The organism is Pseudomonas sp. 14P_8.1_Bac3, assembly GCF_025466085.1.
In the GTDB taxonomy this organism is placed as follows: domain Bacteria; phylum Pseudomonadota; class Gammaproteobacteria; order Pseudomonadales; family Pseudomonadaceae; genus Aquipseudomonas.
In genome coordinates this window covers 1-16,515 of the sequence record NZ_JANLOD010000014.1, presented here as the reverse complement: position 1 = coordinate 16,515, position 16,515 = coordinate 1, and the positions used below count along the sequence as shown (strand labels likewise).

The window sequence follows — 16,515 nt, the reverse complement described above, 5'->3', positions numbered from 1 at the left end:
AGGCAGTACTCCAGAAAGCTGAAAAGACGGGCGCAAACTGTCCATGCAGTCTGCGTGCCAGCGATTCTAACCTGTTGAAATGTGATGCTGTCAAAAAGCTTTTGCAGGAGTGGACTTGCTCGCGATGGATGTCAACGCTGACGCGTGCTGCCTGATTCCCTGCGTCGTTATTGGAATCATCGCGAGCATGCTCGCTCCTACAAAGAGGTGTGACCGTTACAGGCTAAACCGCCCGACCATGGTGTTCAGGTCCACCGCCAACCGCGACAACTCACTGCTCGCCGCACTGGTCTGATTGGCCCCCGTCGCCGATTGCACCGACAGATCGCGGATGTTCACCAGGTTGCGATCCACTTCCCGCGCCACTTGCGCCTGCTCTTCCGCCGCGCTGGCGATGACCAGGTTGCGTTCGTTGATCTCGACGATCGCGCTGTTGATCGTATCCAGCGACAAACCGGCACCGCGGGCGATGTTCAGGGTCGACTCCGCGCGCTCGGTGCTGTTGCGCATCGAGTCCACAGCGTGTTCGGTGCCGGACTGGATGCTGCCGATCATGCGTTCTATTTCGCTGGTCGATTGCTGCGTGCGATGGGCCAACGCACGAACCTCGTCCGCCACCACGGCAAAACCACGCCCGGCTTCCCCGGCGCGCGCGGCTTCGATCGCGGCGTTCAACGCCAGCAGGTTGGTCTGATCGGCCAGGCCACGAATCACATCCAGCACCTTGCCGATGTCACGCGATTCATTGGCCAGATCGCCAATCAGCGTGGCGGTACTCTGCACATCGGCGCTCATGCGTTCGATGGCGCTGACGGTTTCCTGAACCAGATCACGACCGTCGCCCGCCGACGTGGTGGCGTTCTTCGAGGCTTCGGAAGTGCTCACCGCGTTGCGCGCGACTTCTTCCACGGCGCTGGTCATTTCGTTGACCGCGGTGGCGGCCTGCTCGATCTCGTTGTTCTGCTGGGTCAGGCCACGGGCGCTTTCGTCGGTGACGCTGTTGAGTTCTTCGGCGGCGGAGGCCAGTTGCGTGGCCGAGCCGGAAATCCGCTGCAAGGTGTCGCGCAGCTTGTCCTGCATCTTCGCCATGGCCGCCAGCAGGCGCCCGGCTTCGTCTGCACCATCGACGCTGATCGGGCGCGTCAGGTTGCCTTCGGCGATTTCTTCGGCGGCGTTCAGGGCGTTGGCGATCGGCTTGGTGATGCTGTTGGTCAGTAACCAGGCGAAGAGCAGGGTCAGGCCGGTGGCGATCACCAGCAGGGCGATCACCAGGTTGAACGATGTCGAATACTGCTCAGCCGCCGTGTCGTCGATTTTTTCGATCTGTCCGGTATTGATCTCCAGCAACTTCGCCAGGGCCGCGTTGACTTCCTCGGAGTTGGCGAGCAATTCGCTGTTCAGCATTTTGCGCAGGTCGTCCACCTGATTGTTGCGCGACAGCGTCTTCATCCGCTCTTCGAGCTGACGGTACTGTGCGAGCAATTGCACGTACTTGTCGTAAGCGGCGCGTTCTTCCGGGCCATCGATCAGCGGCTCGTAGACTTTTTGCGCATCGCGGATCTGCTGGTTGCGCAGGTCGAACAGGTCCATGGTTTTCTGCTGAACCTCGGGCTCCCGGTTCACCAGCAAACGATAGGAAAGCACCCGCAGGCGCAGGGTCAGTTGGGTGAACTCATCGAGGCTCTTGATGCTTGGCACACTCATGGAGGCGATGTCTTCGCCGGCGCCGCGGATCTTGCTCATCTGGTTCAAGGCAAAAACCCCCAGAACCAGCATCAAACCGCCAATCAGGGCGAAGCCGAGGAACGCCCGCGGTGCGATATTCATATTACGAAGGGACATGGTGTTTACCGAAATAAGCGCATCCGTGCGGCGCTGAGACAGACGTATGGGGGACTTATCGGTCATGCAACTAAAGTCTTGAGCGCCTGCGCGTAATTGCCGCAGCACGCTGCTCCCTGTAGGAGCGAGCTTGCTCGCGAAAAGGGTGCAGGCAATTACGTTTCCCCAAACGGCCCGCGCCGTCCGATCGTTCGGGCGACGAAGTGCAGGAACCAGATCCACCAATCACAGTCTTTAAAGTTCGCGAGAAAGCTCGCCCGCCAGGAAAATCAAGGCCTTGCGCCCCAATAGCCCTGGCATCCGTGGTGACTTTTCTTTATCGTACGCGCCCTTTGAAAATGCTCGGAAAATCATAATGTTGGAAGCATCCCTAAGCCAATTGGAACAACTGGTCAGCGACCTGGTGCAACAGAACCAGAACCTGCTCGGCACCAACCAGACCCTGAGCGCAGAACTGGCCCAGGCCAAGGATGAAAACGAGAACCTGCAACTGAGCCTGATGGAACAGGAAGAGAAACACGGTGCCACTGCCGCCCGCATCCAGGCCCTGGTTGAGCGCGTCAGCGCTGGCCCGGTCAGCGCATGAGTGTCGGCATCGCAGGGGTAAAAGTCGTCTCGATCCTGGGGGAGGACTATTCGATCAAGGCGCCGGCCGGGGAAGAGCAAACCCTGCTGGACGCCGTCACGATGTTGAAGGCTGCACTGGCGGACACCAAAAGAAAGTACCCGACGCTGATCGGTGACCGCCTGCTGGTGCTGGCAGCGATGAACCTGTGTTCGCAACAGATCGAAATGCAGAAGCAGCACGCACTTGAACTCGACCGTTACCAAGAGCAAGTCAGCGCCACGGTTGAAGTGATTTCCAAGACGATCAATCAGGCCTGATCGAGCTTGCGCACAACCAAAGAATAAATTGTCGGTTGCGTTGTATACAATCGGCACGGCTGTTGCAGTGTTTCAGCCTCTTATTCTTTGGGGGTGCTCCATGCAGTTCTGGCGACGCAGTATTCAATGGCAGTTGATCCTCAGCATGGGCACCGCCCTGCTGGTCAGCATCCTGATCGTGGTTGGCATTTATACCCTCGTCGTCAACCGCCTCGCTCAGACTTACCTGGTCGAACAAGCACTGCCGTCGAGCATCGAAGCGATGCGCAACGACATCGAGCGCATCCTCGTCCAACCCCTCACCGCCGCCAAGGACATCGCCAGCAACAGCATGGTGCGCGACTGGCTGGCCGGGGGCGAAAACAGTGCCCAGACCGCGGCATTCGTGGCGTATCTGGAAGGCATCCGCGCCGAACACAATGCATTTACCGCGTTGATCGTCGGCACAGCCTCCAGCCACTATTTCACTGAAAAAGGCCTGGATCGGACCCTCAGCCGCTCCAATCCCAAAGACGCCTGGTTCTACGCATTCATCGACGGCAATCAGCCGCGCACCCTCAATATCGACACCGACACGGCCACCGGAGAATTGGCGCTGTTCATCGACCTCAAGGTCGAGCAGGCCGGCAAGGTCGTGGGCGTTGCCGGGCTGGGGCTGAGCGTGAAGGAGCTGTCGGAGCTCATCCACAATTTCACCTTCGGTGAGCGCGGCAAAGTCTATCTCGTGCGTTCCGACGGTTTGATCCAGGTGCACCCCGACGCGCAATTCAGCGGCAAACGGACGCTCGCCGAACAGATCGGCACGCCTGCCTCGCAGGCCGTCATGGGCCAGAAAACTGCCGCCAGCAGCAGCTTCTTGAGGGATGGCGAAGATTTCCTGGCGTTGAGCCTGCCGCTGCGCGACCTGGGCTGGACCCTGGTGGCCGAAGTGCCGCAGTCGCAGATCTACGCCGAAGCGCGTCGCGCCCTGTGGATAAGCAGCGGCATCGGCCTGGCCGTCGCGCTGGTGTGCCTGTTGCTGGTGGTGTTGCTGGCCCGTGGTCTGGTGCGTCCGATCCGTCAGGTAACAGCGGCGCTGGTGGCCATCGGTAGCGGTGGTGGAGATTTGACCCATCGGCTGGATGCCAACCGCGCCGATGAGCTCGGCGACCTGGCGCGCGGCTTCAATCGGTTTCTCGACAGCCAGCGCGAGATGATCGGCGAAGTGCTGACCACCAGTGAGCGCTTGCGCACGGCGGTCGGTCAGGTGGCACGGGTGGTGGACAACACCGCCGCGCGTTCCGGACGTCAGCAGGAGATGACCGACATGGTCGCCACCGCCGTCCACGAAATGGGCCTGACCGTACAGGAAATCGCCCAGAACGCCGGCAACGCCGCGGTCGCTTCGCAAAATGCGCGCGAGGAAGCCCTGCAGGCGCGGGAAGTGGTTGGCGGGTCGATCCGGCATATCGAAAGCATGTCCGACGAAATTGGCCTCGCCGCCAGCGCGGTCGGGGAACTGGCCGACCAGGTGGCGTCGATCGATCAAGTGCTGGCGGTGATTCGCGGCATATCCGAGCAGACCAACCTCCTGGCCTTGAACGCGGCCATCGAAGCGGCGCGGGCGGGGGACATGGGGCGTGGGTTTGCCGTGGTGGCCGATGAAGTCCGGACCCTGGCCCGGCGTACGCAGTCGTCCACCGACGAAATCCAGCAGATGATCGGCCGCCTCAAGCAAGGCGCGGAGAATGCCGTGTCGTCGATGCACACCGGGCAAGCGGCGACGGGCACCGGGGTTGAATCGAGCCAACGCACTGGAGCCTCATTGACGGCGATTACCGGGCAGGTCGAGCGCATCAGTGACATGAACCACCAGGTGGCGACCGCGACGGAAGAGCAGTCGGCGGTGACTGAGGAGATCAACCGCAACGTGCAGGGGATTTCCGATCTGGCGCGGGCGACCGCGGGGGAAGTCAGGGCTTGTCGCGAGGATTGTCAGACGTTGCAGCGGTTGGCGGATGATCTGGCGCGGCAGATGGGCGGGTTTAAGCTCAACTGAAGATCTCGTTGGTTTTGCTGACGCGTTCGCGGGCAAGCCCGCTCCCACAGTGGTCCGCGATCATCCAGGCAACGCGGTCAATTGTGGGAGCGGGCTTGCTCGCGAATGGATTCAGCAGCACCACACATCTTCGGTCAGAACCACTCATCCTGCATCCCAAGGCACACATCATCCCGCGCCTCAAGAATCGCCAGTTCATGGTGGCACGCCGGGATTTCCCACGTCAGGAAGTACCTCGCGGCTTGCAGCTTGCCCTTATAGAAGCTCACATCCGCCGCATTGCCTTTGGCCAAACCTTCCTCTGCGCAGATTGCCTGTTCCAGCCAGCGCCAGCCGATCACCGTATGCCCGAACACTTTCAGGTACAGCGCCGAGTTCGCCAGGCTGCTGTTGACCTTGCCCTGGGCCAGATCGGTCAGCAGGCCAATGGTGACGGTTTGCAGGTGCGCCACCAGTTTTTCCAAGGGGGCGCGCAGAGCCGTCAGCGATTCGAACGACTGGGCGCGAGCGCCGGTGTCGGCAATCAGGCGGATCAATTGCTTCAAGCCAGCGCCGCCGTTCTGCGCCAGTTTGCGACCTAGCAAATCCAGCGACTGAATACCGTGGGTGCCTTCGTGGATCGGGTTCAGGCGGTTGTCGCGGTAGTACTGCTCGACCGGGTATTCGCGGGTGTAACCGTGGCCGCCGAGAATCTGAATCGCCAGTTCGTTGGCTTTCAGGCAGAACTCCGATGGCCAGGATTTGACGATCGGCGTCAGCAGGTCCAGCAGCTCATGCGCCTGTTTGCGCTCGGCGTCGGTTTCCAGGGTAGTGGTGTCGTCGAACAGCCGCGCCGCGTACAGGCCGAGGTCGAACGAGCCTTCGACGTAGGCCTTTTGTGTCAGCAGCATGCGCTTGACGTCGGCGTGCTGGATGATCGCCACCGGTGCGGTGTTCGGGTCCTTGCTGTCCGGCACTCGACCCTGCGGCCGCTCGCGGGCGTACTCCAGGGAGTACAGATAGCCGGCGTAACCGAGCATCACCGCACCCATGCCGACGCCAATCCGCGCCTCGTTCATCATCTGGAACATGTAGCTCAAGCCCTGATGCGGCTTGCCCACCAGATAGCCGACGCACTCGCCGTTGTCGCCGAAGTTCAGCGCCGTGGACGTGGTGCCGCGCCAGCCCATCTTGTGGAAAAGGCCCGCCAGCAACACGTCGTTGCGCTGGCCCAGGCTGCCGTCATCGTTGACCAGGAACTTGGGCACGATAAACAGCGAAATGCCCTTCACCCCGGCCGGTGCGTCCGGCAGTTTCGCCAGCACCATGTGCACGATGTTTTCCGACAGCGGGTGATCGCCACCGGAGATGAAGATCTTGTTGCCCTTGAGTCGATAGGTGCCGTCGGACGCAGGCTCGGCCCGTGTACGAATATCCGACAGCGACGAACCGGCATGGGGTTCGGTCAGGGCCATGGTGCCGAAGAAGCGGCCGTCGATCATCGGTTGCAGGAAGCGCTGTTTCTGTTCGTCGGTGCCAAAGCTCTCGATCAGGTTGGCCGCGCCCATGGTCAGAAACGGGTACGAAGTCGACGCCGCGTTGGCCGACTGAAAATGCGCGAAACAGGCTTGGGACAGCAGTGTAGGAAGTTGCATGCCGCCGGCGTCGAAACTGCGCGCGGCGTTGAGGAAACCGGCTTCAAGGAACGCATCCACCGCTGGTTTCACTTCCGGAATCAGAATCGCCTGACCGTCTTCGTAGCGTGGCTCGTTCTCGTCGCCCTTGCGGTTGTGCGGGGCGAAGAACTTCTCGGCGATGCTGCGAGCGGTGCCGAGGGCGGCATCGAAGGTTTCGCGGTTGTGCTCGGCGAAACGCTCACGCTGGGTCAGGCCCACGGCGTCGAGGACTTCATACAGCTCGAAAGCCAGATTACGGGAACTGAGCAACGTCTCGGACATGGCGGCCTACCTTTTTTTGGAATGGACCGAGTCTAGGCGTGGGGACAGAGGCTGAACAGGATGATTGATGAGCGTGATGGTGGGGCAGAGCGCCGACATAGCAGTCACCAAAAACTACTGTGGAAGCGAGCCTGCTCGCGATGGCGGTGTCACATCCGCAAAGGAGGTTTCTGACAGTCCGATATCGCGAGCAGGCTCGCTCCTACAGTTGGATTCTGCAAATCAGGCATCCATTGCGGGTGCCTGATTTTCTGCTTTTAACCGATCGTCATCAAACTCGCATTACCACCCGCCGCCGCGGTGTTAACGCTCAACGCCCGCTCGATCACCAATCGCTCCAGCGCAATGTTGGTCTCGCCCTGGGACAGCCCATGAACCCCGACAATCGCCCCGGCACGCTTGGCTACTTGCTGGCACACCGCCCGCAACTGATCGGAATGGCCATGATGCAGAACCGCATCGATCAGCACTTCGTCCTTGTTCCAGTCGGCCACCAGCTTGATCCGCGCCTGAACTTCCTTCGGCAGGCGTGCGAATAGTGCCTTGGTCAAGTCAGTGTCCGGCCATACCGCCGAACCCCCCACCGCCAACACCGCGGCCAGTTGAGTCAACAGGTCGCCTTCGACTTCCGCCAGGCACAACACGTGTTCGCGCGGCAGGATCGCGTAGCTGTTGCGCTCACCGGTCGGGCCGGCGAGGACGCGGGTGATCCCGCTTTGCGATTGCGCGGCGAACTGCACGCACAAAGCGCTGAGGTCGGCGAACGTGTGGCTGTCCGCCCAGGCTTTCAGGGCCGTCAGCGGTTTGCTCAGGGCATCGCGCAAACGAACATCCGGCGCAGTCTCGGCATCACCGCGAGCGAAGGATTGTTCGATCGCATCGGTAGGACGCGTCGACAACAGGCGGTACAGGTACAACGGACCACCGGCCTTCGGCCCGGTGCCCGACAGGCCTTCGCCGCCGAACGGTTGTACGCCGACCACGGCACCGACGATGTTGCGGTTCACATAGACGTTACCGGCATTGACGTTGTCGATCACCTTGGCGATGGTCTCGTCGATGCGCGTGTGCACACCCAGTGTCAGGCCGTAGCCGGAAGCGTTGATCTGACCGATGAGTTGATCGATGTCCTTGCGCTTGTAGCGAACCACGTGCAGCACCGGACCGAAGATCTCCCGTTGCAGCTCATCGAAGCTTTCCAGTTCGATCAGCGTCGGCATCACGAAGGTGCCGCGTTTGACCTCTTCGGCGTCGGCGATGGCGACTTGATACACGCTGCGACCTTTGTCGCGCATGGCCTGGATGTGCTTCTCGATACCGGCCTTGGCTTCGGCGTCGATCACCGGGCCGATGTCCACAGACAGGCGCTCGGGATTGCCGAGACGGCATTCAGCCATGGCACCCTTGAGCATTTCGATGACACGGTCTGCGGAATCTTCCTGCAAGCACAGCACACGCAATGCCGAGCAGCGTTGACCGGCGCTGTCGAAGGCCGACGACACTACGTCGATCACGACTTGCTCAGTCAGTGCCGAGGAGTCGACGATCATCGCGTTCTGGCCACCGGTTTCGGCGATCAGCGGAATCGGCCGACCCTGGGCGTCGAGACGACCCGCGACATTGCGTTGCAGCAAACGCGCGACTTCGGTGGAGCCGGTGAACATCACGCCTTTGACCCGATCGTCACCGACCAGACGGGCCCCCACGGTTTCGCCACGGCCCGGCAGCAATTGCAGCACGCCTTCCGGGATCCCGGCTTCGAGCAGCAGACGCACGGCCTGAGCCGCCACCAACGGGGTTTGTTCCGCAGGCTTGGCCAGCACCGGATTACCCGCGGCCAGGGCAGCAGCGACCTGACCGCTGAAGATCGCCAGCGGGAAGTTCCACGGGCTGATGCACACCACCGGACCCAACGGACGGTGGGCGTCGTTGGTGAAATCGTTACGGGCCTGCACCGCGTAATAACGCAGGAAATCCACGGCTTCACGCACTTCGGCGATGGCGTTGGCGAACGTCTTGCCGGCTTCGCGAGCCAGCAGGCCCATCAGCGGCTGGATCTCGCCCTCCATCAAATCAGCGGCACGTTCCAGAATCGCCGCGCGTTCAGCGGGCGGCGTGGCCTGCCAGATCGGCGCCGCGTTCAGGGCGCACTGGATGGCGTTGTCGACGTCTTCGACAGTGGCTTCCTGCACGTGGCCGACCACGTCACGCAGATCCGACGGGTTGAGCACTGGCGCCGGGGCTTCAGTGCTGGAAGCGCAACCGAGCATCGGCGCGGCTTTCCAGTGATTATGAGCGGTTGCCAGCAGAGCGCAGGACAGCGAAGCCAGACGATGTTCGTTGGCCATGTCGATGCCGCTGGAGTTGGCGCGCTCGGCACCATAAAGATCGCGCGGCAGCGGAATACGCGGGTGCGGCAGGCCGAAGCCGCCTTCCAGCGTCGCCATCTGCTCGATGCTGGCCACTGGATCGGCCACCAACTCTTGAATGGAGATGGACTGGTCGGCAATGCGGTTGACGAACGAAGTGTTCGCGCCGTTTTCCAGCAGGCGACGGACCAGGTATGCCAGCAATGTTTCGTGAGTACCGACCGGTGCGTACACGCGGCACGGACGGTTCAACTTGCCTTCGGAGACTTTGCCTACAACCTGTTCGTACAGCGGTTCGCCCATGCCGTGCAGGCACTGGAACTCGTACTGACCCGGGTAATAGTTCTGACCGGCGATGTGGTAAATGGCCGATAGGGTGTGGGCGTTGTGCGTGGCGAACTGCGGGTAGATGACTTCCGGCACCGACAGCAGTTTGCGCGCGCAGGCGATGTAGGACACGTCGGTGTACACCTTGCGGGTGTAGACCGGATAGCCTTCCAGGCCTTCGACCTGGGCGCGCTTGATTTCGCTGTCCCAGTAGGCGCCCTTCACCAGGCGGATCATCAGGCGATGACGGCTGCGGCGCGCCAGGTCGATCACGTAGTCGATCACATACGGGCAACGTTTCTGATAGGCCTGGATCACGAAACCGATGCCGTTCCAGCCGGTCAGTTGCGGTTCAAAGCACAGGCGCTCGAGCAGGTCCAGCGACAGCTCGAGGCGGTCGGCTTCTTCGGCGTCGATGTTCAGGCCGATGTCGTATTGCTTGGCCAACAGGGTCAGCGACAGCAGGCGCGGATACAGCTCGTCCATCACTCGCTCGTACTGCGCGCGGCTGTAACGCGGATGTAGGGCCGACAGCTTGATGGAAATGCCCGGGCCTTCATAAATCCCACGACCGTGGGACGCTTTGCCGATCGAGTGGATGGCTTGTTCGTACGAGGCCAGGTATTTCTGCGCGTCATGCTCGGTGAGCGCGGCTTCACCCAGCATGTCATAGGAGTAGCGGAAGCCCTTGGCTTCGAACTTGCTGGCGTTGGCCAGGGCTTCAGCGATGGTTTCGCCGGTGACGAACTGCTCGCCCATCAGGCGCATGGCCATGTCGACGCCCTTGCGAATCATCGGCTCGCCGCTCTTGCCGATGATGCGGCTCAAGGACGAGGTCAGGCCGGCTTCATTGTGGGTGGCGACCAGTTTGCCGGTCAGCAGCAGGCCCCAAGTGGCAGCGTTGACGAACAGCGAAGGGCTGTTGCCGAGGTGCGGATGCCAGTTGCCGGTGCTGATCTTGTCGCGGATCAGTGCGTCGCGAGTGCCTTTGTCCGGGATGCGTAGCAGCGCTTCGGCCAGGCACATCAGGGCGACGCCTTCCTGGGATGACAGGGAAAATTCCTGCAACAGGCCCTGAACAATACCGGCACGGCCGCCGGCGCTTTTCTGATTGCGCAGTTTCTCGGCGATCGAGGCTGCCAGCTTGTTGGTGGCTTCGGCCATCGCAACCGGCAGACGTGCCTGCTCCATCAGCATCGGCACGACTTCCGGCTCAGGACGGCGGTAAGCGGCGGTGATCGAGGCGCGCAGCACCGATTGCGGGAGAATGCTTTCGGCGAACTCAAGGAAGCACTGGTGCGCGTGATCGACAGGGACTTCGCCACTGTCGTCAGCTTCCTTGGCGGTCAGGCCGTTGAGCTCGGTCAGGGTTGCACCACCCTCGAGTTTTTCCAGGTAATTGAAAATTGCCTGCTTGATCAGCCAGTGCGGCGTGCGATCAATCGAGGTCGCGGCGGCCTTGAGGCGCTCGCGGGTCGGGTCGTCAAGTTTGACCCCAAGGGTGGTGGTCGCCATATTTTTATCCTCATGTTTGCCACGACCGCGTGGCATCAGCTGGCCGCAAGATTAGCTGCGCACTCTTCGAGGTGCAACCGGGTGCAACCCTTTTTTGTGGGAATATTCTGCAGTTCGTCAGGAATTAAATTCCGGTACGAACGTACCGCTCCTGCTTGGTGCTTTTGCTTCTAGCCAAGGGCTTTGACTGCGCTAAAAAGGAGCAAAAACCACCCGTTTGCGCATTAATCGGCGGAGGTGCAACTGATTCTCAAAAAATGGGTTGCACCTCGTTTGGGTTGTTGAATAGCATTCGCGCCCAAGGTGCAACCGGTCGAACAGGCGGGAGTGCCGGCTGATGGCTTTCCTGGGGAAACATCAGTCCTAAATGCGCGGGTCCACCTCTCGTCTGCCAAACGTCGTCGTTTGCGAGCGGTGAACAAAAACCGCCGCTACATAAAAACAAAGCCAGGGCATCACTTAAATGAGCGTAAGCAATCCAACCCTGATCACGTTTGTGATCTACATCGCAGCAATGGTGCTGATCGGCTTCATGGCCTATCGCTCCACCAATAACCTTTCCGACTACATCCTCGGCGGTCGCAGCCTCGGCAGCGTGGTGACGGCATTGTCCGCCGGTGCCTCCGACATGAGCGGCTGGTTGTTGATGGGCCTGCCGGGCGCCATCTACATGTCCGGCCTGTCGGAAAGCTGGATCGCCATCGGCCTGATCGTCGGTGCTTACCTGAACTGGCTGTTCGTCGCCGGCCGTCTGCGCGTGCAGACCGAGCACAACGGTGATGCGCTGACCCTGCCGGATTACTTCTCCAGCCGTTTCGAAGACAAAAGCGGCCTGCTGCGGATCATCTCCGCCGTGGTGATCCTGGTGTTCTTCACCATTTATTGCGCTTCCGGCATCGTTGCTGGCGCCCGTCTGTTCGAAAGCACCTTCGGCATGTCCTACGAAACGGCGCTGTGGGCCGGTGCCGCGGCGACGATTGCCTACACCTTTGTCGGCGGTTTCCTCGCCGTGAGCTGGACCGACACCGTACAAGCCACGCTGATGATCTTCGCCCTGTTGCTGACGCCGATCATCGTGCTGCTGGCCACCGGTGGCGTCGACACCACGTTCCTGGCCATCGAAGCGCAAGACGCCAGCAACTTCGACATGCTGAAAAACACCACCTTCATCGGCATCATCTCGCTGATGGGCTGGGGCCTGGGTTACTTCGGTCAGCCGCACATCCTCGCGCGCTTCATGGCGGCGGATTCGGTGAAGTCGATCGCCAACGCTCGTCGCATCTCCATGACCTGGATGATCCTGTGCCTGGGCGGCACCGTCGCGGTCGGTTTCTTCGGTATCGCCTACTTCTCGGCGAACCCGGATCTGGCCGGCCCGGTCACTGAAAACCACGAACGCGTGTTCATTGAGCTGGCGAAAATCCTCTTCAACCCATGGGTTGCCGGTGTCCTGCTGTCGGCCATCCTGGCGGCGGTGATGAGCACTCTAAGCTGCCAGTTGCTGGTGTGCTCGAGCGCGCTGACCGAAGACTTCTACAAAACCTTCCTGCGTAAAACCGCTTCCCAGGTTGAACTGGTCTGGGTCGGCCGTGCCATGGTGCTGTTGGTGGCCCTGATCGCCATCGCGCTGGCCGCCAACCCGCAAAACCGCGTACTCGGTCTGGTCAGCTACGCCTGGGCCGGTTTCGGTGCGGCGTTCGGTCCAGTGGTCCTGATCTCGGTGATCTGGAAAGACATGACCCGCAACGGCGCACTGGCCGGCATTCTGGTCGGCGCGATCACCGTGATCGTGTGGAAACACTTCGAACTGCTGGGCCTGTACGAAATCATCCCAGGCTTCATCTTCGCCAGCCTGGCGATCTACATCGTCAGCAAACTCGGCGCGCCGACGCACGGCATGCTGCAGCGCTTCGCCGCGGCCGAGGCTGATTTCCGCCTGAACAAGTGATCGGGGTGGGCTGAGGCCCTGACCTTTCGCTGAACATGAGAACGGCCCGCTTCCTTTGGAGGCGGGCCGTTTTTTTTGCCTGTCATAGCTCCCTGTGGGAGCACTTCTGAGCGAAATGTCTGTAGTTAAACGTTCTAATTTTCGAAGGAAAATTCGCTAAAAAAAACGGGAAAATCTGTTTTTCCTGTCCCCTCCGTAACGCCCGATATCACTCATGCAGAATCGCCCGTCTTCAATCTGCAGAGACACATCGGATGTTCGCTCTTGCCAACCCACCGCGTTTCACGCTGACCGTCGACGGTAACCAGAATGAGCTCAAGGTGCTTGAGTTCACCGGCAAGGAAGCCATCAGCCAGCCTTATCGTTTTGATCTCGAACTGGTCAGCGAACACCCGGATATCGCACTTGAAAGCCTGCTGCATGGTCAGGCATTTCTAAGTTTTGGTGCGGCCGATTGCGGTATTCACGGTCAGATTTTTCGGGTGGGACAAGGCGACACCAAAGACGACCTGACACGCTATCAGGTCAGCCTGGGTCCGTACTTGACCAGGCTTGGCCAGCGGATCAATCAGCGGATCTTCCAACAGCAAAGCGTGCCGAAGATCATTGCGCAAATCCTCAAGGATCATGGCATCCAGAGTAATGCCTTCGACTTTCAACTCGGCAGCAAATACCCAAAGCGCGACTACTGCGTGCAATACGCGGAGAGCGATCTGGCGTTCATCCAGCGGCTCTGCGCCGAACTCGGCATTCACTACCACTTCAGGCACAACCCCCAAGGGCATGTCGTGGTGTTTGGCGATGATCAGACGTTCTTCCCTCGATTGCCCAACCCGACTGTCTACCGCCCCGCCAGCGGCATGGCGGTGGACGGGCCGTCGATCAAACACTTCAACGTACGACTGGAAACCCGCACCAGCGTCGTCACCCTCCGCGATTACAACTTTCAGAAACCTCGCCCGGAGCTTGAGAGCCGCGTCGACAACCAGCAAGTGCCGGTGCTGGAGGATTATCACTTTCCCGGCCAGTTCATTGATCGCGACCACGGCAAGGATCTGGCGCGGCGGGCGCTTCAACGGCACAACGCCGATTACCGTCAGGCCGAGGGGCGAGGCGATGAGCCCGCCCTGGTCAGCGGGCATTTGCTGGCGCTCACCCACCATCCGCGTCATGCCTGGAATGACCACTGGCTGATCACCCGGATCGAGCACCGGGGCCGTCAACCGCACGTGTTAGGCAACACGGCGAGCCACGACACTTCGGACGATTTCCAGGGCTATTGCAATACCTTTCTGGCGACGCCGTCGGACGTTTCATTTCGTCCGCCACTGCTCGGCAAACCGCCTGTTTCTGGTTACCAATCGGCGGTGGTGACCGGACCGAAGGACCGGGAAATCCATTGCGATGAATACGGGCGGGTCAAGGTCCAGCTCGCCTGGGACCGTCATGGCACTCACGATGAACATTCCAGTTGCTGGCTGCGCGTTGCCACCGGTTGGGCGCATGACGGCTATGGCACCGCGCTGATACCGCGGGTCGGCATGGAGGTGCTGGTGGGGTTCGTCGATGGCGATGTCGACAAGCCGCTGGTCATGGGGTGCCTGCCCAACGGCGCCAACTCGTCACCCTTGAACCTGCCCGCTGACCACACCCGCAGTATTTTCCGCAGCCGCAGCAGTCCGGGTGGCGGTGGCTACAACGAATTGCGCATCGAAGATCGCCAAGGTGCCGAGGAAATCTACCTGCGCGCGCAGCGAAACTGGACGCAGGAAGTCTTCAACGACTTGCACGTTCAGGTCGCAAACCAGCGCAACGCGGTGGTGGGCGCCAACGACAGCCTGCACGTTCGCGGTGATCGGCACATCAGTGTCAACAGCCAGACGCTCAAGGCGAGCGGACACCTTCACATCGGTGCGGGCCAGCAAATCGTCATTGACGGTGGCGCAAGCGTCACCCTTCAGGCGGGCGGGAACTCGATCAACATCAGCCCCGCCGGCATCTTCAGCAGTGTGCCGATCCAGGTGGGTGGCGCACCGATGCCGGCCCTGGGCGCGCCGAGCACCCAGCGAGCACTCGCGGCCCTCAGCGCGGCACAGATTCTGAGCCTGCAAAGCCCGGCGGCTTTCTGCGAAGAATGCGCGCGCTGTAAGGACGGTGTCTGTGCAGCCTGATCACCTGTCCCCTCGCGAATGGCTGGAGCGCCGGCCACTCGAACCTTCCGAGCAAATGTTCGCCGTGTTCGGCAATGCCAGTTCTGCCGAACCCTTTAAAGCCTGGCGGGCATTCAACCCGTTGCAGAGGGCACATCCGATTTGGGCAGATACCGCTTACGCCGAGTGGGATCCGGTCATGCCCTATGTGGGAATCGTCGCTGCCGACAATGAGTTTCTTGAGTGGGTCGCAACCTCTGCGTCTGACGATTGGGGTTGGCTGGGGATTTCTTCCTCGCCTCCCCACGCCCTGGTCGAGCATTTTCGCAGCCTCACTCAAGTCCTTTTGCCCAACGGAAACACGGTGTTTTTTCGCTTCTGGGACGGGCGCTATGTGCTGCCGGTTCTTCAGTCCGCAGAGGTCGACGCCGCTCATTTGCTGCCTGTGGTGGGGCGTTGCCTGATCAATGGCCAGCCGCTGGAGATCGGTGGAAAGGGGCTCGAAGCCACCCGGGTTTTTCCCTGGTGGGAAGTTTCCAACACGTTGCTGGAGCAACTCGCCGAACACTCGGACGTCACCCGCATTAACAACTTGCTCAATTGGTTGAGCGAGAGCCGTCCTGACCTGTTCGAGGCGTTTTCCGACAGTGTTCTGCGGCACAAGGTTGCCGTTTTTCTGGAGGCGCCAGACCTGTCCCCTGCCCCGACATCAGCGTTGGTGGATTACCTGTTGATGGAGCTGGACTGATGGATCAGGTTGCCCGGATTGAGCAGGAGCTCGACGGTTTCCAAGACACGCTGCGTTTATATCGAGAGCAACTCCAAGGCTTTTTGAACCGCAGCACCAACACGGTCAGCCACGCGCTGGACATGCCCTCGCTGATGGGCATGGAGCGGCAGATCAAACTGGGTGATATCACCACGTCGGTGAGCAGTGACGATGACAACTTTTTCTCCAGTGTGGCGCAGTGTCCGAAGAGCGGGATTCTGCTGATCGAGAGCAAGTTCGAGTCGGTCCATGACATTCCCCTGGGAAATATTCAGGTTGATGTGATCGCTGTTGATGGAGGCGAAAGCACCCGCGTCTTGCTCGATCAACACGGTAAAGGCCAGTTCAAAGGCACGCCGGGCAAGTTCTATCGCCTTCATGTCCAGAGTGAAGTCACCCCGGAGCAGGTGAATGCGCTCTTTTCATCCTACGACGCTCTGACCGACCAGTTGCAAGCCTGGCTGCGCAGCGAGTGGCAAGGGTTCAAACCGCAGTGGTCGCAGTCGGCGTTTGCCGCGACGGGTAACGGCCTGCTCGCGGGCAGTTGGGCGGCGATCACGGGTGTGTGGGACAGAATTGAACTGCTTTCGGACATGCTGCAAGACCCCGGACAATTTGCCGACCGCCTGGGCAGCGGCGCCGCGCAGCTGACCGAACTCGCGAAGACAGCGCCGCAAGCCATGGAAAAAGTCCAGCTGCTGGCCAGCGATGAAGCGGTGCTGTCCTTGTTGATGA

At 60.7% G+C, this 16,515-nt stretch carries 9 protein-coding genes and 3 pseudogenes; 8 read left to right on the top strand and 4 right to left on the bottom strand.

Annotated elements, in window-relative coordinates; genetic code table 11:
* Window positions 1-216 precede the first annotated feature (216 nt).
* Both NTD84_RS29995 and NTD84_RS29990 read right to left on the bottom strand, forming a co-directional pair.
* The gene (locus NTD84_RS29995; RefSeq protein WP_410017327.1) at window positions 217-1,080 is read right to left on the bottom strand and encodes a methyl-accepting chemotaxis protein; all 864 of its coding nucleotides are present in this window, start codon (window positions 1,078-1,080) and stop codon (window positions 217-219) included.
* A pseudogene (locus NTD84_RS29990) lies at window positions 1,072-1,827 on the bottom strand (MCP four helix bundle domain-containing protein); the annotation flags it as partial. The pseudogene NTD84_RS29990 and the gene NTD84_RS29995, both read right to left, overlap by 9 nt.
* A gap of 370 nt (window positions 1,828-2,197) precedes the next feature.
* Here NTD84_RS29990 and NTD84_RS04675 point away from each other — a divergent pair.
* The 4 genes and pseudogenes from NTD84_RS04675 to NTD84_RS29980 all read left to right on the top strand — a co-directional run bounded on the left by NTD84_RS04675 (window position 2,198) and on the right by NTD84_RS29980 (window position 4,765).
* The gene (locus NTD84_RS04675) at window positions 2,198-2,428 is read left to right on the top strand and encodes a hypothetical protein (RefSeq protein ID WP_262163836.1); all 231 of its coding nucleotides are present in this window, start codon (window positions 2,198-2,200) and stop codon (window positions 2,426-2,428) included.
* A complete protein-coding gene (locus NTD84_RS04670) occupies window positions 2,425-2,727 on the top strand; it encodes a cell division protein ZapA (RefSeq protein WP_262163835.1) in 303 nt (100 codons plus the stop codon). The genes NTD84_RS04675 and NTD84_RS04670 overlap by 4 nt, the downstream gene beginning before the upstream one ends.
* A 100-nt stretch (window positions 2,728-2,827) precedes the next feature.
* Window positions 2,828-3,901: pseudogene (locus NTD84_RS29985) on the top strand (cache domain-containing protein); the annotation flags it as partial.
* A gap of 18 nt (window positions 3,902-3,919) precedes the next feature.
* A complete protein-coding gene (locus NTD84_RS29980; RefSeq protein WP_410017326.1) occupies window positions 3,920-4,765 on the top strand; it encodes a methyl-accepting chemotaxis protein in 846 nt (281 codons plus the stop codon).
* Between the two features lie 134 nt (window positions 4,766-4,899).
* On the opposite strand, the gene NTD84_RS04660 is transcribed toward NTD84_RS29980, so the two are convergent.
* Together NTD84_RS04660 and putA are read right to left on the bottom strand one after the other, a co-directional pair.
* Window positions 4,900-6,702 (bottom strand): acyl-CoA dehydrogenase, encoded by a 1,803-nt coding sequence (locus tag NTD84_RS04660; RefSeq protein ID WP_262163833.1) that lies wholly within the window; start codon window positions 6,700-6,702, stop codon window positions 4,900-4,902.
* Window positions 6,703-6,959: 257 nt separating this feature from the next.
* Window positions 6,960-10,913, bottom strand: a complete 3,954-nt coding sequence (gene putA / locus NTD84_RS04655) for a trifunctional transcriptional regulator/proline dehydrogenase/L-glutamate gamma-semialdehyde dehydrogenase (RefSeq protein ID WP_262163832.1) — start codon at window positions 10,911-10,913, stop codon at window positions 6,960-6,962.
* 463 nt (window positions 10,914-11,376) lie between these two features.
* Between putA and putP the strand changes: the two genes are divergently transcribed.
* The 4 genes and pseudogenes from putP to NTD84_RS04635 all read left to right on the top strand — a co-directional run.
* Window positions 11,377-12,861 carry a sodium/proline symporter PutP gene (gene putP, locus NTD84_RS04650; RefSeq protein WP_262163831.1) on the top strand — a complete coding sequence of 495 codons (1,485 nt, stop codon included), beginning with the start codon at window positions 11,377-11,379 and terminating at the stop codon, window positions 12,859-12,861.
* 254 nt (window positions 12,862-13,115) lie between these two features.
* Complete coding sequence (locus tag NTD84_RS04645; protein WP_262163830.1) at window positions 13,116-15,032, top strand: type VI secretion system tip protein VgrG; 1,917 nt, start codon at window positions 13,116-13,118, stop codon at window positions 15,030-15,032.
* Window positions 15,022-15,759, top strand: a complete 738-nt coding sequence (locus NTD84_RS04640; RefSeq protein ID WP_262163829.1) for a DUF4123 domain-containing protein — start codon at window positions 15,022-15,024, stop codon at window positions 15,757-15,759. Before NTD84_RS04645 ends, NTD84_RS04640 begins: the two co-directional genes overlap by 11 nt.
* Window positions 15,759-16,515: pseudogene (locus NTD84_RS04635) on the top strand (type IV secretion protein Rhs); the annotation flags it as partial. The gene NTD84_RS04640 and the pseudogene NTD84_RS04635, both read left to right, overlap by 1 nt.